The 21077-nt window shown below is 65.0% G+C and carries 19 protein-coding genes, 1 tRNA gene and 1 other RNA gene; 16 read left to right on the plus strand and 5 right to left on the minus strand.

Annotated features, from left to right (window positions below):
- Positions 1-3 precede the first annotated feature (3 nt).
- Entirely contained in the window at positions 4-2202 is a 2199-nt protein-coding gene (locus QM748_RS11280) for a UvrD-helicase domain-containing protein (RefSeq protein WP_415247057.1), read from the minus strand.
- A gap of 349 nt (positions 2203-2551) precedes the next feature.
- Between QM748_RS11280 and QM748_RS11285 the strand changes: the two genes are divergently transcribed.
- The 10 genes from QM748_RS11285 to QM748_RS11330 all read left to right on the plus strand — a co-directional run bounded on the left by QM748_RS11285 (position 2552) and on the right by QM748_RS11330 (position 11884).
- Entirely contained in the window at positions 2552-2878 is a 327-nt protein-coding gene (locus QM748_RS11285) for a hypothetical protein (RefSeq protein ID WP_415247058.1), read from the plus strand.
- Positions 2879-3129: 251 nt separating this feature from the next.
- Positions 3130-5751, plus strand: coding sequence for a leucine--tRNA ligase (gene leuS, locus QM748_RS11290; protein ID WP_415247059.1), 2622 nt, complete (start codon positions 3130-3132; stop codon positions 5749-5751).
- 10 nt (positions 5752-5761) lie between these two features.
- Positions 5762-6328 (plus strand): LPS assembly lipoprotein LptE, encoded by a 567-nt coding sequence (gene lptE, locus QM748_RS11295; protein ID WP_415247060.1) that lies wholly within the window; start codon positions 5762-5764, stop codon positions 6326-6328.
- Between the two features lie 22 nt (positions 6329-6350).
- Entirely contained in the window at positions 6351-7361 is a 1011-nt protein-coding gene (holA, locus tag QM748_RS11300; RefSeq protein ID WP_415247061.1) for a DNA polymerase III subunit delta, read from the plus strand.
- Positions 7362-7430: 69 nt separating this feature from the next.
- Positions 7431-8708 (plus strand): glutamate-5-semialdehyde dehydrogenase, encoded by a 1278-nt coding sequence (locus tag QM748_RS11305; RefSeq protein ID WP_415247062.1) that lies wholly within the window; start codon positions 7431-7433, stop codon positions 8706-8708.
- Between the two features lie 53 nt (positions 8709-8761).
- Complete coding sequence (locus QM748_RS11310) at positions 8762-9340, plus strand: chalcone isomerase family protein (RefSeq protein ID WP_415247063.1); 579 nt, start codon at positions 8762-8764, stop codon at positions 9338-9340.
- A 14-nt stretch (positions 9341-9354) separates the two neighbouring features.
- Positions 9355-9846: a methylated-DNA--[protein]-cysteine S-methyltransferase gene (locus QM748_RS11315; RefSeq protein WP_415247064.1), complete on the plus strand. Its 492-nt coding sequence runs from the start codon at positions 9355-9357 to the stop codon at positions 9844-9846.
- Positions 9843-10763 carry a site-specific tyrosine recombinase XerD gene (xerD, locus tag QM748_RS11320; RefSeq protein WP_415247065.1) on the plus strand — a complete coding sequence of 307 codons (921 nt, stop codon included), beginning with the start codon at positions 9843-9845 and terminating at the stop codon, positions 10761-10763. Before QM748_RS11315 ends, xerD begins: the two co-directional genes overlap by 4 nt.
- 69 nt (positions 10764-10832) lie before the next feature.
- The gene (gene ybaK / locus QM748_RS11325; RefSeq protein ID WP_415247066.1) at positions 10833-11321 is read left to right on the plus strand and encodes a Cys-tRNA(Pro) deacylase; all 489 of its coding nucleotides are present in this window, start codon (positions 10833-10835) and stop codon (positions 11319-11321) included.
- 200 nt (positions 11322-11521) lie between these two features.
- On the plus strand, positions 11522-11884 hold the full coding sequence (locus QM748_RS11330; protein WP_415247067.1) for an H-NS family nucleoid-associated regulatory protein: 363 nt from the start codon (positions 11522-11524) through the stop codon (positions 11882-11884).
- Between the two features lie 142 nt (positions 11885-12026).
- Here the strand turns inward: QM748_RS11330 and QM748_RS11335 are convergent, their stop codons facing one another.
- Positions 12027-12404 carry a dihydroneopterin aldolase gene (locus tag QM748_RS11335; RefSeq protein WP_415247068.1) on the minus strand — a complete coding sequence of 126 codons (378 nt, stop codon included), beginning with the start codon at positions 12402-12404 and terminating at the stop codon, positions 12027-12029.
- 136 nt (positions 12405-12540) lie between these two features.
- Between QM748_RS11335 and plsY the strand changes: the two genes are divergently transcribed.
- The gene (gene plsY / locus QM748_RS11340) at positions 12541-13146 is read left to right on the plus strand and encodes a glycerol-3-phosphate 1-O-acyltransferase PlsY (RefSeq protein WP_415247069.1); all 606 of its coding nucleotides are present in this window, start codon (positions 12541-12543) and stop codon (positions 13144-13146) included.
- 5 nt (positions 13147-13151) lie between these two features.
- Here the strand turns inward: plsY and tsaD are convergent, their stop codons facing one another.
- Complete coding sequence (gene tsaD, locus QM748_RS11345) at positions 13152-14189, minus strand: tRNA (adenosine(37)-N6)-threonylcarbamoyltransferase complex transferase subunit TsaD (RefSeq protein WP_415247070.1); 1038 nt, start codon at positions 14187-14189, stop codon at positions 13152-13154.
- A 136-nt stretch (positions 14190-14325) separates the two neighbouring features.
- Here tsaD and rpsU point away from each other — a divergent pair, with 136 nt between their 5' ends.
- The 4 genes from rpsU to QM748_RS11365 all read left to right on the plus strand — a co-directional run bounded on the left by rpsU (position 14326) and on the right by QM748_RS11365 (position 18672).
- Positions 14326-14538, plus strand: a complete 213-nt coding sequence (rpsU, locus tag QM748_RS11350) for a 30S ribosomal protein S21 (protein ID WP_002924646.1) — start codon at positions 14326-14328, stop codon at positions 14536-14538.
- A 157-nt stretch (positions 14539-14695) separates the two neighbouring features.
- A complete protein-coding gene (dnaG, locus tag QM748_RS11355) occupies positions 14696-16546 on the plus strand; it encodes a DNA primase (protein ID WP_415247071.1) in 1851 nt (616 codons plus the stop codon).
- Positions 16547-16594: 48 nt separating this feature from the next.
- Complete coding sequence (gene rpoD / locus QM748_RS11360) at positions 16595-18583, plus strand: RNA polymerase sigma factor RpoD (RefSeq protein WP_415247072.1); 1989 nt, start codon at positions 16595-16597, stop codon at positions 18581-18583.
- 10 nt (positions 18584-18593) lie between these two features.
- Positions 18594-18672, plus strand: a tRNA-Ile gene (locus QM748_RS11365).
- A 100-nt stretch (positions 18673-18772) separates the two neighbouring features.
- Here the strand turns inward: QM748_RS11365 and ssrA are convergent.
- Positions 18773-19113: a transfer-messenger RNA gene (gene ssrA, locus QM748_RS11370) on the minus strand.
- Between the two features lie 182 nt (positions 19114-19295).
- Between ssrA and QM748_RS11375 the strand changes: the two genes are divergently transcribed.
- The gene (locus tag QM748_RS11375; RefSeq protein WP_415247073.1) at positions 19296-20540 is read left to right on the plus strand and encodes a nitronate monooxygenase; all 1245 of its coding nucleotides are present in this window, start codon (positions 19296-19298) and stop codon (positions 20538-20540) included.
- Between the two features lie 140 nt (positions 20541-20680).
- Here QM748_RS11375 and gloA read toward each other — a convergent pair whose 3' ends face one another.
- A complete protein-coding gene (gene gloA / locus QM748_RS11380; RefSeq protein WP_415247074.1) occupies positions 20681-21070 on the minus strand; it encodes a lactoylglutathione lyase in 390 nt (129 codons plus the stop codon).
- Positions 21071-21077: the final 7 nt, after the last annotated feature.

Here is a 21077-nt window from a genome sequence, read left to right on the forward strand (position 1 = left end):
CGGTCAGGCCGGATCCAGCTTCGCCACCGCCAGCAGCAGCCACTTCATGCCGGCCGCGCCGAAGTTGATCTGCACCTTGGCGTCGCTGCCGCTGCCCTCGGCAGCGACGATCACGCCCTGGCCGAAACGGGCGTGGTTGACCGTCTGGCCAATGCGCAGGCCGTTGGGCAAGGCGGCGGAAGCCGGACGCGCCATCTGGGCGGAAGCGGCGGACGGCTTGAAGTAGCCGCCGCCGGCACCGCCCGCCGCCGAACGCGGGCTGGGCGGCGTCAGCCATTTCGTCAGCTCGGCGGGGATCTCCTCGAGGAAACGCGAGCGCAGGTTGTAGCGCGTCTGGCCGTGCAGCATGCGGCTCTGGGCGAAGGACAGGTACAGCCGCTCGCGCGCCCGCGTCACCGCGACATACATCAAGCGGCGCTCTTCCTCCAGGCCGTCGGTCTCGAGGATGCTGTTCTCGTGCGGGAACAGCCCCTCTTCCAGCCCGGACAGGAAGACGACGTTGAATTCCAGCCCCTTGGCCGAATGCACCGTCATCAGCTGCACCGCGTCGGCGCCCTGGTCGGCCTGGTGGTCGCCCGCCTCAAGCGAGGCATGGGCGAGGAAGTCGGCCAGCAAGGCATGATGCTGCACCTCCCCGGCCTCTTCCACCGGCTGGAACTCGGCGAGGAAGTTGGCCGCGGCGCTCACCAGTTCGTCCAGGTTCTCCAGCCGCTCCTGGCCTTCCTTGTCGGCCTTGTAGTGCGCACGCAGGCCGCTGATGTCCAGCACGTGGTCGACCAGTTCCGGCAGCGGCAGGCTGGTCGTGTCGCGCCGCATGTCCTCGACCAGGCGCACGAACTGGCCGAGCACCGTCCCCGGCTTGCCGGAGAGATGGGGCACGGCGGCATACAGGCTGGAGTTCCAGGTGCGCGCGGCGTCGCCCAGCACTTCCAGCGTGCGCGCGCCGATGCCGCGGGTGGGGAAATTGACCACGCGGGCGAACGAAGTGTCGTCGTCCGGGTTGGCGATCAGGCGCAGGTAGGCGAGCGCGTGCTTGATCTCCTGGCGCTCGAAGAAGCGCAGGCCGCCATAAACGCGGTAGGGGATGCCGGTGGAGAAGAGCTGATGCTCCAGCACCCGCGACTGGGCGTTCGAGCGGTACAGCAGCGCGATCTCGCTGCGTCGCGCACCGTCGCGCACCAGCGACTGGATTTCCTCGACGATCCAGCGCGCCTCGTCACCGTCCGAATAGGACTCGAACACCCGGATCGGCTCGCCCGCGCCCTGGTCGGTCCACAGGTTCTTGCCGAGGCGGTTGCTGTTGTGGCGGATGATGGCGTTGGCGGCATCGAGGATATTGCTGTGCGAGCGATAGTTCTGCTCCAGCCGGATCACGTTCTGGACGCGGAACTCGCGCTCGAAGTCGCGCATGTTGCCCACTTCGGCGCCGCGGAAGCGGTAGATGCTCTGGTCGTCGTCGCCGACGCAGAACATCGCCGCGCCGCCTTCGCGCCCTTCGTCGGCGAACTGCTTCAGCCAGCGGTACTGCAGGCGGTTGGTGTCCTGGAATTCATCGACCAGGATGTGGCGGAAACGGCGCTGGTAATGGCGGCGCAGCGGCTCGTTGCGTTCGAGCAGCTCGTAGCTGCGCAGCAGCAACTCCGCGAAATCCACAACAGACTCGCGCTGGCACTGTGCTTCATACTCTTGGTAAAGCTGGACGCGCAGCCGGGTGTAGTCGTCCCAGGCCTCGACCGCATGCGGGCGGAGCCCGGCTTCCTTCTGGCCGTTGATGAAGTGCTGCAGCTCGCGCGGCGGGAATTTCTCGTCGTCGACGTTCAGCGTCTTCAGCAGGCGTTTGATCGCGGCAAGCTGGTCGCCCGAATCCAGGATCTGGAACAGCTGCGGCAGCCCGGCATCGCGGTGATGGGCACGCAGCAGGCGATTGGCCAGGCCATGGAAGGTGCCGATCCACATGCCGCGGGTGTTTACCGGCAGCATCGCGGTCAGGCGGGCGAGCATTTCCTTGGCCGCCTTGTTGGTGAATGTAACCGCCAGGATGCCGGCCGGATCGACCTGGCCCGACTGGATCAGCCAGGCGATGCGAGTCGTCAGCACCCGCGTCTTGCCCGAGCCGGCGCCTGCCAGGATGAGGGCATGCTGCGGCGGCAGGCTGACGGCCTGCAGTTGTTCGGTGTTGAGATTGGCGAGCAGGTTGGACATCGGCGCTCCTTGCAAGGCCGTGCATTGTAATGCGGACCCGCGGTGCGATCGATTCACCCGCGGATGGCTCCGTGGCCTCGGAGCGGACAAAAGCAACAGGGCCAATCGATGTTGCGTCGCAACAACACACCACTTGCCAAGCATGGCGCCGATCGCTATTTTTGAATTGTGCGAAGCAGCAAATTTGTTGGTGACAGCGGAACCATTTCACGATCGATCCGCCTAATCAGCCATAAAATCAACAACAGAGAGTCGCCGTAGCCAAGTGCTGCGGTACAACATAGCTCGCGCACGGTCCACAAGACCGTCAAGAGCTCGACGCCGTGACCCGGCGTACAGGAGAAATATTATGAAAACACCCAAACTGCTTCCCTGGTATGCCCGCAAGGCGGGTGTCTCGACCGAGCGCGCCGAGGCCCTGTGGCACAAGGCCGTGCGCGAAGCCACCGCCGAGACCGGCTGGGTCGGCAATTCGGAATACTGGGGCGCCTGTATGGACAGCTTCCTGGCCCTGCTTGAAAAGGAGCACAACACCTTGTGCGCGCCTCAGGTACTGCCCTTCGTTCGCAGCCACAACCGCATGTGGCGCCTGCCCTTGCTGGCAATGGAAGACATGTGCCTGGCTTTCCACGCCAGCTGGCAGCGCCATTCGAGCGTCCCGCGCCGGGCCGCCTGACGATTCCGGCCTGACTCGCCCCCCCCTCCAGCGCATCGAACTCCGTGCCCGGCCCCAGGCCGTGCACTCCCGTCTCCCTCCCTCTCCTTCAATGGAGATTCGGCATCCCGCTTCGGCGGGGTGCCATTTTTTTTGCCTGAACACTGCCGGCGCAGCCAGCCGCATCCGTCGCTACACCCTGCTTCGCGGCCCGCCCCGGCTTCGCGGTATACTTGCGCGTTTCCAACGCTTCCAAGCCCGCACGCACACCCATGCAGGACAAATACCAGCCCGCCGCCGTCGAGGCGGCCGCCCAGCAGCACTGGGACTCCACCGACGCCTTCCGTGCGATCGAAGACGCGAGCAAACCCAAGTACTACTGCCTGTCGATGTTCCCCTATCCGTCGGGCAAGCTGCACATGGGGCACGTGCGCAACTACACCATTGGCGACGTGCTCGCGCGCTTCCACCGCATGAAGGGCTACAACGTGCTGCAGCCGATGGGCTGGGACGCCTTCGGCCTGCCGGCCGAGAACGCCGCGATCAAGAACAAGGTGCCGCCGGCGAAGTGGACCTACGACAACATCGCCTACATGAAGCAGCAGTTGCAGTCGCTCGGCTTCGCCATCGACTGGAGCCGCGAGCTCGCCACCTGCCAGCCGGACTACTACAAGTGGAACCAGTGGCTGTTCCTGCGCATGCTGGAAAAAGGCATTGCCTACAAGAAGACCCAGGTGGTCAACTGGGACCCGGTTGACCAGACCGTGCTCGCCAACGAGCAGGTCATCGACGGCCGCGGCTGGCGCACCGGCGCGCTGGTCGAGAAGCGTGAGATTCCCGGCTACTACCTGGCCATCACCCAGTACGCCGAAGAGCTGCTGGGCGACCTCGACGAACTCGAGGGCTGGCCGGAGCGGGTCAGGACCATGCAGGCGAACTGGATCGGCAAGAGCACCGGCGTGCGCTTCGCCTTCGGCCACGAGGTCCGCGACGAGGCCGGCGAACTGATCGGCGACGGCAAGCTGTGGGTGTTCACCACCCGCGCCGACACCATCATGGGCGTCACCTTCTGCGCGGTCGCCGCCGAGCACCCACTGGCGACGCAGGCTGCGCGCGACAACCCGGAACTGGCCGCCTTCATCGAGAAGTGCAAGCACGGCTCGGTGATGGAAGCCGACATGGCGACGATGGAGAAGGAAGGCCTGCCCACCGGCCTGAACGTCGTCCATCCGCTGACCGGCGAGCGCGTGCCGCTGTGGGTCGGCAACTACGTGCTGATGAGCTATGGCGACGGCGCGGTGATGGGCGTGCCGGCGCACGACGAGCGCGACTTCGGCTTCGCGCTGAAGTACGCATTGCCGATCAAGCAGGTCATCGCCATCGGCGACAACGCCTTCTCGGCCGCGGCCTGGGCCGACTGGTACGGCTCCAAGGACGGCATCTGCGTCAATAGCGGCCGCTACGACGGCATGGGCTACGCCGACGCGATCGAAGCGATCGCCGCCGACCTCGCCGCCGCCGGCGGCGAGAAGAAGGTCCAGTGGCGCCTGCGCGACTGGGGCGTGTCGCGCCAGCGCTACTGGGGCTGCCCGATCCCGATCATCCACTGCGAATGCTGCGGCGACGTGCCGGTGCCGGACGATCAGTTGCCGGTGGTGCTGCCGGAAGACTGCATCCCCGACGGTTCGGGCAACCCGCTGCTCAAGCGCAGCGACTTCATCGACGTCGCCTGCCCGAAGTGCGGCGCGCCGGCGAAGCGCGAAACCGACACGATGGACACCTTCGTCGATTCGAGCTGGTACTACGCCCGCTACTGCTCGGCCGGCAACGACAAGGCGATGGTCGACGAGCGTGCCGGCTACTGGATGCCGGTGGACCAGTACATCGGCGGCATCGAGCACGCCATCCTGCACCTGCTGTATTCGCGCTTCTGGACCAAGGTGATGCGCGACATGGGCCTGGCCACGGTCAAGGAGCCCTTCGCCCGCCTGCTGACCCAGGGCATGGTGCTGAACAACGCCTGGCTGCACAAGCCGGAAGGCGGCGGCAAGAACTACTACTGGGAAAGCGAGGTCGAGGTCGCCCGCGACGCCAAGGGCCAGATCATCGGCGGCCGGCTGAAGGCCGACGGCACCGTGCTCGAGCACGAGCTGACGACGATGTCGAAGTCGAAGAACAACGGCGTCGATCCGCAGGCCCTGATCGAGCAGTACGGCGCCGACACCGCGCGCTTCTTCATGATGTTCGCCAGCCCGCCGGAACAGACGCTCGAATGGAACGACGCCGGCGTCGAAGGCGCGCACCGCTTCCTGAAGCGGGTGTGGTCCTTTGCCCACGCCTACGCCACCGAACTGCGCCCGGCGCTGCCGGCCAGCCCCACGCTGGGCATGGCCAGGCTGCCGGCCGAGCTCGCCGAGCTGCGCCGCGAACTGCACCTGGTGCTGAAGCAGGTCAGCTACGACCTCGGCAAGCAGCAGTTCAACACCGTCGCCTCCGGCGCGATGAAGATGCTCAACGCGCTGGAGAAGGCGCCGCGCAGCGGTGCCGATGCCGCCGAAGTGGCCGGCGAAGGCCTGTCGATGCTGCTGCGCGTGCTGTCGCCGATCTGCCCGCACATCGCCCACGCGCTATGGCGCGACTGCGGCTTCGGCGACGACATCATGGTCGCACAGTGGCCCGAGCCCGCCGAATCGGCGCTGGTGCAGGACGAGGTCGAGCTGATGCTGCAGGTCAACGGCAAGCTGCGCGGCAGCGTACGCGTCGCCGCCGATGCGCCGAAGGACGCCATCGAAGCCGCCGCGCTGGCCTCCGAAGCGGCGCAGAAGTTCATGGAAGGCCGACCGCCGAAGAAAGTGGTCGTGGTACCCGGCCGCCTGGTCAACATCGTCGCCTGAGGACAAGGCCATGCCCCGCCGTACGCCCCACTCATCGATATCCGCTCAGCCAGCCACCACCTCCACCGCTCACTCGCGTGGACGCCGGCGCCTGCTGCTCGGCGGCACCGGCCTGGCCTGCCTGCTGCTGTCGGGCTGCGGCTTCAAGCTGCGCGGCCCGCAGGCACTGGATTTCGCTACCGTACACATCAACGCCAGCGAGCTTTCCGAACTGGGCGCCAGCCTGCGCCGGCTGATTGCCACCACCGGCAGCACCCGGGTCGTCGAAGACCCTGCGCAGGCCGACGCCCTCCTGCAGGTTCTCGCCAACAACCGTGGCCGGGAGATTCTCAGCCTGACTGGCGCAGGCAAGGTACGCGAATACCAGCTCACGCAGACGCTGCGCTTCCAGTTGCTCGACAGGCGTGGCGCAGCGCTGATTCCGCCGACCTCGATCTCGGCGTCACGCGAATTCACCTTCGACGACTCCCAGGTGCTGGGCAAGGAACAGGAAGAAAGCCTGCTCTACAACGACATGCAGCAGGATCTGCTGCAACAGCTGATGCGCCGGCTCGCCAGCGCGCGGCACGCACACTGAAACCCGGCCGGCAGCGCACGCGGTGAATCTGCGCCCCGAACAGCTCTCGGCCCAGTTCGACAAGCCGCTCGCCCCGCTGTGGCTGCTGCACGGCGACGAACCGCTGCTGGTGCTCGAAGCCGCCGACTCGATCCGCGCGGCGGCGAAGCGGCAAGGCTTCGAAGAGCGCGAAACCCTGGTCGTCGGCCAGGGCTTCAAATGGGACGCGCTGGCACTCGCCGCCGGCAACCTGTCGCTGTTCGGCGGCGCCAAGCTGATCGACCTGCGCATTCCCACCGGAAAACCCGGCCGCGATGGCGGCGAGGCGCTGCAGCGCTATGTCGCCCATCTGCCTGCGCAGACCCTGACGCTGATCACCCTCCCCGAGCTCGACTGGCAGGCACGCAAGACCGGCTGGTTCAAGGCAGTGTCGGAGGCCGGCATCTGCGTCGAGCTCAATGCGCCGGAGCGCGAGCGCCTGCCCGACTGGATCGGCCGCCGGCTGGCCGTGCAGAAACAGACCGCCAGCGCCGATGCGCTCGCCTTCATCGCCGAGCACGTCGAAGGCAACCTGCTCGCCGCCCACCAGGAAATCCTCAAGCTCGGCCTGCTCCACCCCGAAGGCCAATTGACGCTCGAGCAGGTTCGGGAGGCAGTGCTCAACGTCGCCCGTTACGACATCGACATGCTGCGACAGGCCGTGACCGAAGGCGACCCGGCGCGCTGCGCGCGCCTGCTGGAAGGCCTCGAGGGCGAAGGTGCTGCACCGCCACTGGTGCTGTGGACGCTGGCCAACGAAACCCGCACGCTGGCTAACCTGTGTGCCGGGCGCGACGCCGGCCAGCCGCTGCCGGCGCTGTTCAAGGCCGAACGCATCTTCGAGCCGCGCCGCCAGCAGGCGCTCGGCCGCGCGCTGGGGCGCCTGAACCAGAGCGCGCTGCGCGCCGCGCTGATGCACGCCGCCCGCATCGACCGCATGATCAAGGGCCTGGTCGCCGGCGACATCTGGGACGAGTTCCTGCAGCTGGCACTGCGGCTGGCACGCCGCACATAGCCCGCGGGCGACGTTCGGTGTTTTAATTGGGTTTTGGGCTGCCGCGCCCTCATCTCAGCAGACACCGCGATGGACATCCAGAATTACATGCAGACCCTCGGCCGCCAGGCCCGCGCCGCTTCGCGCGTGCTGGCCGCCGCCTCCACCGCCACCAAGAATGCCGCGCTGCTGGCGATGGCCGCCGAGATCCGCGCCCGTAGCGAGGCACTGCTCGCCGCCAATGCGCAGGATCTCGCCGAAGCGCGCGCCGCCGGCCTCGAGCCCGCGCTGATCGACCGCCTGACGCTGACCGACAAGGGCGTCGAAGCCATGGCGGAAGGCCTCGAACAGGTTGCCGCGCTACCCGATCCGGTCGGCGAGATGACCGACATCAAGCGCCGCCCGTCCGGCATCCAGCTCGGCAAGATGCGCGTGCCGCTGGGCGTGATCGGCATCATCTACGAAGCCCGCCCCAACGTCACCGCCGATGCCGCCGCGCTGTGCCTTAAATCCGGCAATGCCGCGATCCTGCGCGGCGGCAAGGAAGCAATCAACGCCAACCGCGCGATCGCCGCCTGCGTGCGCAGCGGCCTGCTCACTGCCGGCCTGCCCGAACATGCGGTGCAGGTGGTCGAGACCACCGACCGCGAAGCGGTGGGCGCGCTGATCACCATGCCCGAATTCGTCAACGTCATCGTGCCGCGCGGCGGCAAGGGCCTGATCGAACGCATTTCCAGGGACGCGCGCGTGCCGGTGATCAAGCACCTCGACGGCAACTGCCACGTCTATATCGACGACGAAGCCGATCCGGCCAAGGTCGTGCCCATCGTCGAAAACTCGAAGACCCAGCGCTACGGCACCTGCAACACCGCCGAATCGCTGCTGGTCGCGCGCGGCGTCGCCGACATCTACCTCGCCGAAATCGGCCGCATGCTGGCCGGCAAGGGCGTCGAGATGCGCTGCTGCGCCGATTCGCTGGCATTGCTGCGCGAAGCCGGCATCGACGCCGGCAAGCTCGCCGCTGCCGCCGAAACCGACTGGCACGAGGAATACCTCGCCCCGATCATCGCCATCAAGCTGGTGGACGGCCTCGACGAGGCAATCGCCCACATCAACAGCTACAGTTCGGGCCATACCGAGGCGATCGTCACCGAAAACTACAGCCACGCGATGCGCTTCCTGCGCGAGGTGGATTCGTCCTCGGTGATGGTCAATGCCTCCACCCGCTTCGCCGACGGCTTCGAATACGGCCTGGGTGCGGAAATCGGCATTTCCACCGACAAGATCCACGCCCGCGGTCCGGTCGGGCTGGAAGGCCTGACCAGCCAGAAGTGGATCGTGTTCGGCAACGGCGAGATACGCCAATAAAAACACTACCGAGTCGCGCCTGATTTCCAGGCACCCTGACGGAGCCCCCTCCCATGAAGGCATTTTTCCGTACCCTGCTGGCCGCCACCCTGCTGTCGGCCAGCCTCGCCCAGGCGGTGGAAGTGGGCGGCATCAATTTTGCGCCCCAGACCCAGGTCGCAGGCGATCCACTGGCCCTGAACGGAGCCGGCCTGCGTACCCGGCTGACCTTCAAGGTGTATGCGATGGGGCTCTACCTTCGCAGCCCAAGCAGCAGCAGTGCCGAAATCCTGCAGGACAATGGCGAGAAACGCATCCGCATCGTCATGATCCGCGACCTCGACGGCAAGCAGTTCGCCGACGCGATGCTCGACGGACTGAAGCGCAACCATGACGACGAAACGCTCGCGGCGCTGAAACCTTCGATCGATGCACTGCTCGCCGCGGTGCAGGGCAGCGGCGAAGCCAAGGCCGGCACCGAAGTGATCCTCGACCGGCTCGCCAACGGTGCGACGCGGCTGCAGATCAACGGCCAGCCGCAAGGCAGCGACATAAGCGATCCGGCCTTCTACCCAGCCCTGCTGCGCATCTGGCTGGGAGAACGGCCGGCCGATTCCGGCCTGAAGGCGAGCCTGTTGAAGGCTGCTCAATAAACAGCAGGCGCGCAATGCGAACTCCGGATTCTTCGGCAGGCATCGATTTCGACGCGGTGATTGCACTGCCCTTCGGGCCGTTCGGCATCCGCGCAAGCGATGGCACGGTCAGCGAACTGGTCTTCCTGCCGCCGGACACCCCGCTGCGCTCCCCTGCGAACGACACGGCCCGCATCGCCGCCGACGCCCTGCACCACTGGATCGAACAGCCGGAACAGCCCTTTCCGCTGCCGCTGCGCGAATGCGGCACGCCTTTCCAGCGCCGGGTATGGGCCGAGATCAGCGCCATTCCGACGGGCTGGACACGGACCTACGGCGAACTGTCGGCCCGGCTCGGCAGCGCGGCTCGCGCGGTCGGCCAGGCTTGCGGCGCCAACCCCTATCCGCTCGTCGTACCCTGCCATCGCGTCACCTCGGCCAGCGGCCTCGGCGGTTTCGCCAATGCCACCGGCGGCTGGCTGCTCGACGTCAAGCGCTGGCTGCTGAAGCACGAAGGCGCGGCATGACGGCGGCTGCCGAAGCCAGCCTGGACGCCGAGATCCGCAGCGAACTCGACCGCTTCACCGACAGCCTGTGGCTGGAGCACGGCCTCGCGCGCAACACTCTCGACAGCTACCGCAGCGATCTCGCCCTGTTCGCAGCCTGGCTGGCAGAACGCGGCGTGTCGCTGCCCCACGCACAGGCAAGCGACCTCGCCGCCTATCTGGCCGAATTCAGCCAACGCGCCCGCCCCGCCAGCCAGCGCCGCCTGCTGTCCGCCTGGCGACGCTATTACCGCCATCTGCTCGCGAACCGCGAGATCGCCGAAGACCCCACGCTGATGCTGGACCCGCCGCTGCCCGGCCAGCGCTTTCCGAAGACACTCAGCGAGGCCCAGGTCGAAGCCCTGCTCGCCGCACCCGATCTCGGTACGCCGCAAGGGCTGCGCGACCGCTGCATGCTCGAGGTGCTGTACGCCGCCGGGTTGCGCGTGTCCGAACTGATCGGACTGAAGCTGTTTGCCGTCAGCCTGGACCAGGGCGCGCTGCGGGTGATGGGCAAGGGCAGCAAGGAGAGGCTCGTGCCGCTCGGTCAAATTGCCGCCGACTGGCTCGTGCGCTACCTGCACGAAGCCCGCCCCGCGCTGCTCGCCGGCCGAAGTTGCGACGAGGTCTTCGTCACCCGCTTCGGCAGCGGCATGACGCGCCAGATGTTCTGGCGCATCATCAAGCAGAACGCATTGCTGGCCGGCATTCCCCAGGAGCGCATTTCCCCCCATACGCTGCGTCATGCATTTGCAACCCATTTGCTCAATCACGGGGCCGATCTGCGCGTCGTCCAATTGCTGCTCGGCCATGCCGACATCTCGACCACCCAGGTCTATACCCATGTGGCGCGTGAAAGGCTCAAGCAACTTCATGCCAAACATCACCCTCGGGGCTGACGACAGTTCATTGCACCGCGATGTCCTTTCTCCCCGCCCAGTCTCTCAAGCTTTCCCCGAATTCCGACCATGAGCCGACACGATATCCGCCCTCCGGAAACTCCGGCGACCCGCTTCCTGAAACAGCACGGCCTGGCCTATTCGAACCATCTCTACGAATACGAGGAGCATGGCGGCACCGCCGTTTCATCGCGCGAATTGAACGTCGACGAACATGCGGTGATCAAGACCCTGATTATGGAAGATGAAAGTGCCCGCCCATTGATCGTGCTGATGCACGGTGACCGCAAGGTTTCGACGAAGGAACTCGCCCGCCAGGCCGGGCGAAAGCACATCGAACCCTGCAAGCCCGAAGTCGCCAATCGGCATACAGGCTACCTCGTGGGTGGCACCTCTCCTTTCGGCACCCGCAAGACAATGCCGGTCTACATGGAAAGGACCATTCTCGATCTGCCGCTGATCTATATCAACGGAGGTCGCCGAGGCTATCTCGTCGGCGTTCATCCCCACGACATTCTTCGAATCCTGCGAGCAGAACTGGTCGAAGTGGCGAATTGATTGGCTGGAATCGTGCAGACACAACGATCAAGTCATTCAAAATAAAAAAAATCGTCGTATCGTGACGAAATTACTGGCAGAATTCGAATCATGGCCAACCGGCACCGCTGACTCGATTGCTTGCCGGTCCAATTGCCTGTCGGCCACACTCGGCATGAATTCAACCAATTCAAAACTCGAACAACCAACGAGGACACACCATGGACCTTTCGAGCTATTCGCTTCCCGAACTGCGCCGCCTGCAGGCAAAGGTCGAGACTGAAATCCGTCGCCGCAGCGATTCCACGCGCCGCACCTTGCTGAAGCAGGTGCAGAAACTGGTCGCTGAACAAGGCCTCACCCTCGACGATCTCATCGACACTCCTGCCCCCGCCGCAGCACCGGCCAAGGCGCCTGCTTCCAAGGCCAAACGTGGCACCGCCAAGAAGTCCAAGGCTCCGTCCGTCATCAAGTACCGCAACCCGGCCAACCCTGAGCAAGGCTGGAGTGGTCATGGCCGTCGCCCCCAGTGGGTGCTCGACTGGCTGGCACAGGACAAACCGCTGGAAGAACTGGCGGCCTGAACTGGTCGAACAAGCAAATGAAAAGCCGGGCCTTAGTGCCCGGCTTTTCATTTACTGTGACCCCGTCACGGCCGAAAATGCCGTGCCTGCAAACCGGCAAGAACTCAGGATGCGCCCATCGGCAGGCGACATACCGTATGTGTCAAATCTGCAAGGGCGGCGGTTCCGTGCCATCCCTGCCGCGCTGGATGAAGACTCCGACGCGGCGCACGTCCTTCATCACGCCGATTTTCGCCACTCGCAGTTTCACCCAGGGGGCACCGAACTCATCGAACAGCAGCTTGACGACGAATTCACCCAGGCTTTCGATCAAATTGAAATGACGCTGTCCCAATTCCTCACGAATGCGCTGGGTGACAACTGCATAATCGATGGTATCTGCAATATCGTCCCGCTCAGCCGCGGCATCCGGAACGCCAAAGGTGAGATTGAGCTCGACGGTCTGCTGTCCGGTTTTCTCCCTTGCATAGACGCCGACCCAGGCCTTGACCCGCAACTCCTCGATGAAGATGAAATCCATGCTGGTTCCCGTTTAGAATCGCTGCGATTCTATCCTGTGCGCACGCGCCGGCCACGGCCGAAGATGCGCTTTCGCCACTCTGCCCTGAACACATGATGCATTCGCCTCTTCCGATCCGGAGAGGCGCGGAGCGAAGATGCCCCTCATTGCCCTGCTTATCGGAGCCTATCTGCTCGGCTCGATTCCTTTCGCCATCGTCACCAGCAGGCTGTTCGGCCTGGAGGATCCACGCCGCTACGGCTCGGGCAACCCAGGTGCGACCAATGTGCTGCGCAGCGGCAACAAGGGCGCCGCTGCGCTGACTCTGATCGGCGACTGCCTGAAGGGCTGGCTGGCCGTATGGGCTGCCACCCGGCTGGGATTCGGACCATTGGAAGCAGCGCTTGCCGGCCTGGCTGCCTTCCTCGGCCATGTATTCACGATCTTCCTGCGCTTCAATGGCGGCAAGGGCGTGGCGACCGCGCTTGGCGTGCTCGCCGGCGTGGATGGGCGCATCGCCGTCCTGTGCGCGCTGGTCTGGCTGGCGGTGGCCTTCACCACCCGCTATTCGTCTGCGGCCGCACTGTCGGCTGCCGTTGCCGCGCCCATTGCCGGCCTGATCTTCCTCGGGCCGCAAGCAAGCGTGCTGGTGCTGGCGGCGATGGCCGCGCTGCTGATCTGGCGTCACGCCGCCAACATCCAGCGCCTGCGGGACGGCACCGAAGGCAGGATCGGCGGCAACAAGAAGCCCAAAGCAGACTGAGCCGGTCAGGCCTCCGATACTCGCGGCGGCTTCAACTCGGCCAGCGGCCAGCGCGGCCGGATACGCACCGACGGCTCGCCGGACACGGCTTCTCCAGCAGCCAGCCGCATCGCGCCGGCAAAAGCGATCATCGCGCCATTGTCGGTACAGAGCGCCGGCTCCGGGTAATGCACCCGTCCGCCCCGCCGCTGCAGGGCAGCATCCAGCGTCTGGCGCAAATGCAGGTTGGCACCGACGCCTCCTGCCACGACCAGCGTCTTCAGGCCGGTCTTCTTCAGCGCTGCCAGCGCCTTCGCACACAATACCTCGACCACCGCCTGCTGGAACTCCGCAGCCAGATCGGCCATGTTCGACGGCTCCCAGTCCGGCCTGGAGACCACATTGAGCACCGCTGTCTTCAGGCCGCTGAAGCTGAAATCGAGATCGCCCGAATGCAGCATCGGCCGCGGCAGGCGGAAGCGTCCGGCCACACCCTGTCCGGCAAGCCGGGCGAGTTGCGGTCCACCGGGATAACCCAGGCCGAGCAGTTTCGCGGTCTTGTCGAAAGCCTCTCCGGCAGCGTCATCGACCGATTCGCCCAGCAGCGCGTAGTCGCCCACGCCACGCACCCGCATCAACTGGGTATGGCCGCCGGACACCAGCAGCGCGACGAAAGGGAACTGCGGCGGATCGGCCGACAGCAGCGGCGACAGCAGATGACCCTCGAGATGATGGACCGGCAGCGCCGGAATGCCACGCGCCAGCGCGAAGGACTCTGCCACGCTGGCACCGACCAGCAGCGCGCCCGCCAGGCCGGGGCCCGAAGTGTAGGCCACCGCATCGACGCCGCCACTCTTTTCCAGTCCGGCCTGCACCAGCACCTGCTTCATCAGCACGGGCAGGCGGCGGATGTGGTCGCGCGAGGCCAGTTCGGGCACCACGCCGCCATAGGCCGCATGGAGGTCGATCTGCGAATGAAGGCAGTGCGCCAGCAGTCCGGCCTCGGTGTCGTACACCGCGACGCCGGTTTCATCGCACGAGCTTTCGATTCCCAGCACTTTCATGGCTTGCATCCGTTTGATTCGGTACGCCATTTTAACCTTCGTCAAGCATTTTCCGTGCACCGGACACTTGCCTTCCCGACAGGGCTGGTTTATATTCGCCGTCTTTCTGCCCACAAGACACCCAAGGAAGTCCGCAATGCCCGGTATCCGCGTCAAGGAAAACGAGCCGTTTGAAGTTGCGATCCGCCGCTTCAAGCGCACCATCGAAAAGACCGGTGTGCTGACCGAACTGCGCTCGCGCGAGTTCTACGAGAAGCCCACCGCCGAGCGCAAGCGCAAGCTGGCCGCCGCCGTGAAGCGCAATCACAAGCGCCTGCGCAGCCAGACCCTGCCGCCGAAGCTGTACTGATTGCCGCAGCAGCCGGGACCCGGCTGCTTCAGCGCACCGACTGTTTCGGCAGTCGGCCATACGCCGGAAGGAGATCGGACGATACGATCTTCTGCCGGCGTTATGCTTTTCCGCTCGCGCCACTTCCAACCGCGAAACCCGCCCACGGCCGCGTACGATGATCCCCCAGTCCTTCGTCCAGGAACTGCTGTCGCGCGTCGATATCGTCAACGTCATCGAACGCTACATCCCGCTGAAGAAGAGCGGTGCGAACTATTTCGCCTGCTGCCCTTTCCACGGCGAGAAATCCGCCTCGTTCTCGGTCAGTCCGTCCAAGCAGTTCTATCACTGCTTCGGCTGCGGCGTGCATGGCAGCGCCGTCGGCTTCCTGATGGAGTACAGCGGCCTGAGCTTCGTCGATGCCGTCAAGGAGCTCGCCGGCCAGGTCGGTCTGCAAGTCCCGGACGACGGGCGCAGCGCCGGCCCCAAGGACGACGGCAGCGAACGCCTGTACGAGGCAATGAATCTGGCTGCGCGCTTCTACCGCGACCAGCTCAAGCCCACCCGCCGCGCCGTCAACTACCTGAAGCGCCGCGGCCTGTCGGGCGAGATCGCAGCGCGCTTCGGTCTCGGCTACGCCCCCGACGACTGGCAGGCACTGCAGAAAGTCTTCCCCGACTACCAGGCGAAGATTCTGGCTGAAGCCGGCCTGGTCATCGACAACGACCAGGGCCGGCGCTACGACCGCTTCCGCGACCGCATCGTCTTTCCGATCCATGACCGCCGCGGCCGAATCATCGCCTTCGGCGGCCGCATCCTGGACAAGGGCGAACCGAAGTACCTGAACTCGCCGGAAACGCCGCTGTTCGAGAAAGGCCGTGAACTCTACGGCCTCTACCTGGCACAGAAGCCGATCCGTGACGCAGGCTTCGCCGTCGTCGTCGAAGGCTACATGGACGTCGTCACGCTGGCGCAGTTCGGTATCGCCAACGCCGTCGCCACGCTCGGTACCGCCACCACGCCGCAGCACGTCCATACCCTGCTGCGCCAGACCGACCGCATCGTGTTCTGCTTCGACGGCGACGCTGCAGGCCGTCGCGCCGCCTGGCGCGCACTGGAGAACGCGCTCGAATCCCTGCGCGACGATGCGACGCTGGCCTTCCTGTTCCTGCCGGCCGAACACGACCCCGACTCCTTCGTCCGCGCCGAAGGCACCGACGCCTTCCGCAAGGCGGCGACCGGCGCCAAGCCGCTGGCGCGCTTCCTGATCGAGGAGTTGCGCAGCCGCCACGACATGGATGCGGCCGAAGGCCGCGCCGCCTTCGTGCATGAGGCCGCACCGCTCGTCACCCGCATCGCCGCCCCGCTGCTGCGCCTGCAGGTAATCAAGATGGTCGCCGAGGAAAGCGGCCTGACCCAGGAGGAAGTGGAGCACGCCTTCGGCGTCATCGCCGCCAACCCGAGGCACGGCCGCCAACGCGCACCACAGCCGGCGCCCCCTCCGGAAGACGCTCCCCGCCCCGCCTTCCAGGGCAAGCGGCGCAGCGGCGGCCTCGCCGGCATGCGCCCCGCCGGCCGCCGCAAACCGCCCTCGACCGCCGCCACCCTGCTGCGGCTGATCATGCAGCATCCGGCCTGGGCGGCACGCATGCCGGTCAACCTGGTGCCGTCGGACAGCGCGGAAGGCCTCGCCCTGATCGCCATCATCGACATGATGAGCCTCGGCGAGCCCATCCCGCCGGGCGGGCTCGGCGCCCTGATCGAACGCTTCCGCGACACTCCGCACAGCGAAACGCTGTCGCGCGTCGCCGCGGAACTCGTCAACGCCGAATTCGACGAAAGCATCGTCGAGACCCTGTTCGAGGACAGCCTGAGAAAGCTGCATGCCGACAGCCTCTCCGCCGAAATCGGCACCCTGCTCCGGCATGACCGCGAACACGGACTCGATGCCAACGGCCGGCACCGTCTGGCCGAACTGCTGGTGGAGAAGCGCAAGCTCGCCGACTTATCGAAAGTCTCGGATTTATAGTATAATTTTTGGTTTACCGTTTTCTTACTCCCTCACCTGAGGAGTGCTATGGCACGCGAAACAGCCAAGGATTCGCCGCGCAAGACCAGCCCCAAGGGGCGGACATCCAAAGCGAAGGACAAGGCCGCACAGGTCGTCGAAAGCCCCGTCGCCGCGCCGCTGGACGCCGAAGTCCGGCGTACGCGGCTGAAGACGCTGATCACGCTCGGCAAGGAGCGCGGCTACCTCACCTACGCCGAAATCAGCGATCACCTGCCCGACGACGTCGCCGACGCCGAGCAGATCGAAGGCATCATCGCCACCTTCGACAACATGGGCATCCAGGTCTACGACGAGGCGCCGGCCGCCGAAGACCTGCTGATGTCGGACAGCGTCGCGAGCAACGTCAACGAGGATGTCGCCGAAGAGGAAGCCGAGCAGGCGCTGTCGTCGGTCAACTCCGAGTTCGGCCGCACCACCGACCCCGTTCGCATGTACATGCGTGAAATGGGCACGGTCGAGCTGCTGACCCGCGAAGGCGAGATCGAAATTGCCAAGCGCATCGAAGACGGCCTGAAGCACATGGTGCAGGCCATCTCGGCCTGCCCGACGACGATTGCCGAAATGCTCGAGATCGTCGATCGCATCAGTGCCGACGAAGCCAAGATCGACGAACTGGTCGATGGCCTGATCGACCCGAACGCGAGCAGTGAAGAAGCTGCGGACGAGGACGACGGCGATACCGACACGGACGAGAACGAGGACAACACCGAGGACTCGGACGACGAAGACGACGAGTCCGACGAAGACAGCGCCGAGCGGGCCAATGCTGCATCGCTGCTGCAGCTCAAGAACGACGCGCTGGCGCGCTTCGCGGTCATCCGCGAGCTCTACGCCAAAAAGATGGAAACCCTGCAGAAGAGCGGTTCGCAGGACACCGTCTATCTGATGCTCCAGCAGCAGATCTCGGACGAACTGCTCAACATCCGCTTCACCGCCAAGGCCATCGAGCGCCTGTGCGATTCGGTACGCCACATGGTCGAGCAGGTGCGCGGCCACGAGCGCCAGATCCTGCGCCTGTGCGTAAACCGTTCCGGCATGCCGCGCCAGCACTTCATCAAGAACTTCCCGGGCCACGAGACCGACCTCGAGTGGCTGAAGAACGAGATCGCTGCCGGCAAGAACTACGCCGAGAACCTGCTGCGCGCCCACCCCGCGGTACTCGAGGAGCAGCAGAAGCTCATCGACCTGCAGGACAGGCTCGGCATTCCGCTGAAGGAGCTCAAGGACATCAACCGCCAGATGTCCACCGGCGAAGCCAAGATGCGCCGCGCCAAGCGCGAGATGACCGAAGCCAACCTGCGCCTGGTGATCTCGATCGCCAAGAAGTACACCAACCGCGGCCTGCAGTTCCTCGACCTGATCCAGGAAGGCAACATCGGCCTGATGAAGGCGGTGGACAAGTTCGAGTACCGCCGCGGCTACAAATTCTCGACCTATGCGACATGGTGGATCCGCCAGGCCATCACGCGTTCGATCGCCGACCAGGCGCGCACGATCCGCATCCCGGTTCACATGATCGAGACGATCAACAAGATGAACCGCATCAGCCGCCAGATCCTGCAGGAAACCGGTGCCGAGCCGGACCCCGCGACCCTGGCCGAGAAGATGGAGATGCCCGAGGAGAAGATCCGCAAGATCATGAAGATCTCCAAGGAGCCGATCTCCATGGAAACGCCGATCGGTGACGACGACGATTCGCATCTGGGCGACTTCATCGAGGACACTGCTACCCTGGCCCCGGCCGAGGCTGCGATGTACTCCGGCCTGCGCGACGCCACCGGCGAAGTGCTCGACTCGCTGACGCCGCGCGAGGCCAAGGTGCTGCGCATGCGCTTCGGCATCGAGATGAACACCGACCACACGCTGGAAGAAGTGGGCAAGCAGTTCGACGTCACCCGCGAACGCATCCGCCAGATCGAAGCCAAGGCGCTGCGCAAGCTGCGCCACCCGAGCCGTTCGGAAAAGCTGCGCAGCTTCCTCGACAGCGACCAGTAAGACGTTTTCCGGGCCTCTAGCTCATGCCTGGTTAGAGCAGCGGACTCATAATCCGTTGGTGCTGGGTTCGACTCCCAGGGGGCCCACCAGAAGCCGAAAACCGCCGATCCGAAAGGGCCGGCGGTTTTTGTTTGGATGCCAGAAATCGCTTGCGCAGGGAAACGGCAGCGGCAAAGAAAGCTGTAAACGTGACGATGGGGACCGAAGTCCCCACCGGCTGTCTTGGGTAATAAGGCTTCAGCGGCCCCAGCTGTGCCGGTTAGGCGGCAACAGCGAAACGCTCATCGTTGGCGTTTGTGGTTTTGCGCGGATTACGTCCGTCGCCTCTCGGGTTGCCTGCGCACCTTTGCCCGCCCTGTCGAAACCGGTACACCCCCACCCAAACACACGCTGTCTGCGGCAAGCGCAATGCGCTTGGGTGGAGGTGAGGGGAATCGAACCCCTGTCCAGAACGCCTCCGGGTTGCCGGAATTACAACCATGGACGCTATGGTACGCAGACAGGCGTATGCGTCAAGCCCCACGGCCATGCTTGGCGGCCGGAGTTGTAAGCGCACCTGTCACAACGTCCTCCCGGCCCCACAGACAAGGCTGGCCGCGTCACGGACTTCCATCCGGCAGGGCTGCAGGCACACTTAGGGGAAGCCCGGGGCTGGGACGAATCGGCGACTCGGGTGATAATGTCGGACTGCCGATTTGACGGATTGTATGCAATGAAGTGTGTTGACGATTTTCGCCTGAAGCTGGGCTCCCAGGAACTGGTGCCGATCATGGTGGGCGGCATGGGCGTCGATATCTCGACCTCCGACCTCGCCCTCGAGGTGGCGCGCCTGGGCGGCGTCGGCCACATTTCCGACGCGATGCTGCCGACGGTTTCCGATCGCCGCTACAACACCAAGTACGTCAAGAACAAGCTTCAGCAGTACAAGTTCAACGTCGCCAACTCCGACAAATCCGTCGTCCAGTTCGATCTCGGCCTGATTGCCGAAGCCACCGCGAAGCATGTCAGCCACACGATGGAACGCAAGCGCGGAACAGGCCAGGTTTTCATCAACTGCATGGAAAAGCTGACCATGAACGCGCCGAAGGACACGCTTCGGGCGAGGCTTCGCGCCGCGATGGACAACGGCATCGACGGCATCACGCTGGCGGCCGGCCTGCACCTGGGCTCGTTCGCGCTGATCGAGGACCATCCGCGCTTCCACGACGTCAAGCTCGGCATCATCGTCAGCTCGCTGCGCGCGCTGCAGCTGTTCCTGAAGAAAAGCGCCCGTACCGGCCGGCTGCCCGACTATGTCGTCGTCGAAGGCCCGCTCGCCGGCGGCCATCTGGGCTTCGGCCTCGACTGGGCAGAGTACGACCTTGCCACCATCGTCGTCGAGATCCGCGACTGGCTGAAGGAGCAGCAGCTCGACATTCCGCTGATCCCCGCCGGTGGCATCTTCACCGGCACCGATGCGGCGACCTTTCTCGAAATGGGTGCGGCGGCGGTACAGGTCGCAACGCGCTTCACCGTGACCAGGGAATGCGGCCTGCCTGAAGACGTGCAGCAGCATTATTTCAAGGCCAGCGAGGACGAGATCGAGGTCAACCAGATCTCGCCCACCGGCTATCCGATGCGGATGCTCAAGAGCAGCCCGGCGATCGGCAACGGCATTCGCCCCAACTGCGAAGCCTACGGCTACCTGCTCGACTCCACCGGCAACTGCCAGTACATCGAAGCCTACAACCGCGAAGTCGCCGCCCATCCGGAAGCGAAGAAGATCCGCGTGTTCGACAAGACCTGTCTGTGCACCCACATGCGCAACTTCGACTGCTGGACCTGCGGCCACTACACCTACCGGCTCAAGGACACCACGGTACGCGAGGAAAATGGCGATTACCGCATCCTGTCGGCCGAGCACGTGTTCCACGACTACCAGTTCAGCACCGACAACAAGATCGCCCTGCCGGAGTAAAAGCCGGCAACCGGATCAGGCTGCCATACCCGCAAGCGGCGCTAGCCGAGGCGCGCCTAGCCGCGAAAACAGCGCCTGGGGCAACACGATAAGGCCCCGTCGCAGCTGAAGCCGTCACGTGCAGGCGACAGGGTCACGTCTCAGAACGTCTTGCTCTGGATCAGTTCGACCTTGTAGCCATCCGGGTCTTCGACGAAGGCAATGATCGTGGTGCCGTGCTTCATCGGCCCGGCTTCGCGCACCACCTTGCCGCCACGGGCACGAATCTCCTCACAGGCTTTCTTCGCGTCCGGCACTTCGAGCGCGATGTGGCCGTAGGCCGTGCCCGGTTCGTACGTGTCCACGCCCCAGTTGTAGGTCAGTTCGAGCACGGCGCCGTCCTTTTCCTCCTGGTAGCCGACGAAAGCCAGCGTGAACTTGCCGTCGGGATAGTCGTGCCGGCGCAGCAGGCGCATGCCGAGCACTTCGGTATAAAAAGCGATCGAGCGTTCCAGGTCGCCGATGCGCAGCATGGTGTGCAGGATTCTCATGTTCAGT

Origin of the sequence: Thauera sp. (genome assembly GCF_047601425.1) — a bacterium.
In the GTDB taxonomy this organism is placed as follows: Bacteria; Pseudomonadota; Gammaproteobacteria; order Burkholderiales; family Rhodocyclaceae; genus Thauera.

Coding starts and splice junctions, on each gene's coding strand:
- QM748_RS11310 (WP_415247063.1), top strand. CDS start 8,762: ATGAAGGCATTTTTCCGTACCCTGCTGGCCGCCACCCTGCTGTCGGCC.
- QM748_RS11335 (WP_415247068.1), bottom strand. CDS start 12,404: ATGGATTTCATCTTCATCGAGGAGTTGCGGGTCAAGGCCTGGGTCGGC.
- QM748_RS11315 (WP_415247064.1), top strand. CDS start 9,355: ATGCGAACTCCGGATTCTTCGGCAGGCATCGATTTCGACGCGGTGATT.
- ybaK (WP_415247066.1), top strand. CDS start 10,833: ATGAGCCGACACGATATCCGCCCTCCGGAAACTCCGGCGACCCGCTTC.
- QM748_RS11330 (WP_415247067.1), top strand. CDS start 11,522: ATGGACCTTTCGAGCTATTCGCTTCCCGAACTGCGCCGCCTGCAGGCA.
- rpsU (WP_002924646.1), top strand. CDS start 14,326: ATGCCCGGTATCCGCGTCAAGGAAAACGAGCCGTTTGAAGTTGCGATC.
- lptE (WP_415247060.1), top strand. CDS start 5,762: ATGCCCCGCCGTACGCCCCACTCATCGATATCCGCTCAGCCAGCCACC.
- tsaD (WP_415247070.1), bottom strand. CDS start 14,189: ATGAAAGTGCTGGGAATCGAAAGCTCGTGCGATGAAACCGGCGTCGCG.
- dnaG (WP_415247071.1), top strand. CDS start 14,696: ATGATCCCCCAGTCCTTCGTCCAGGAACTGCTGTCGCGCGTCGATATC.
- rpoD (WP_415247072.1), top strand. CDS start 16,595: ATGGCACGCGAAACAGCCAAGGATTCGCCGCGCAAGACCAGCCCCAAG.
- QM748_RS11280 (WP_415247057.1), bottom strand. CDS start 2,202: ATGTCCAACCTGCTCGCCAATCTCAACACCGAACAACTGCAGGCCGTC.
- leuS (WP_415247059.1), top strand. CDS start 3,130: ATGCAGGACAAATACCAGCCCGCCGCCGTCGAGGCGGCCGCCCAGCAG.
- plsY (WP_415247069.1), top strand. CDS start 12,541: ATGCCCCTCATTGCCCTGCTTATCGGAGCCTATCTGCTCGGCTCGATT.
- QM748_RS11375 (WP_415247073.1), top strand. CDS start 19,296: ATGAAGTGTGTTGACGATTTTCGCCTGAAGCTGGGCTCCCAGGAACTG.
- xerD (WP_415247065.1), top strand. CDS start 9,843: ATGACGGCGGCTGCCGAAGCCAGCCTGGACGCCGAGATCCGCAGCGAA.
- gloA (WP_415247074.1), bottom strand. CDS start 21,070: ATGAGAATCCTGCACACCATGCTGCGCATCGGCGACCTGGAACGCTCG.
- QM748_RS11285 (WP_415247058.1), top strand. CDS start 2,552: ATGAAAACACCCAAACTGCTTCCCTGGTATGCCCGCAAGGCGGGTGTC.
- QM748_RS11305 (WP_415247062.1), top strand. CDS start 7,431: ATGGACATCCAGAATTACATGCAGACCCTCGGCCGCCAGGCCCGCGCC.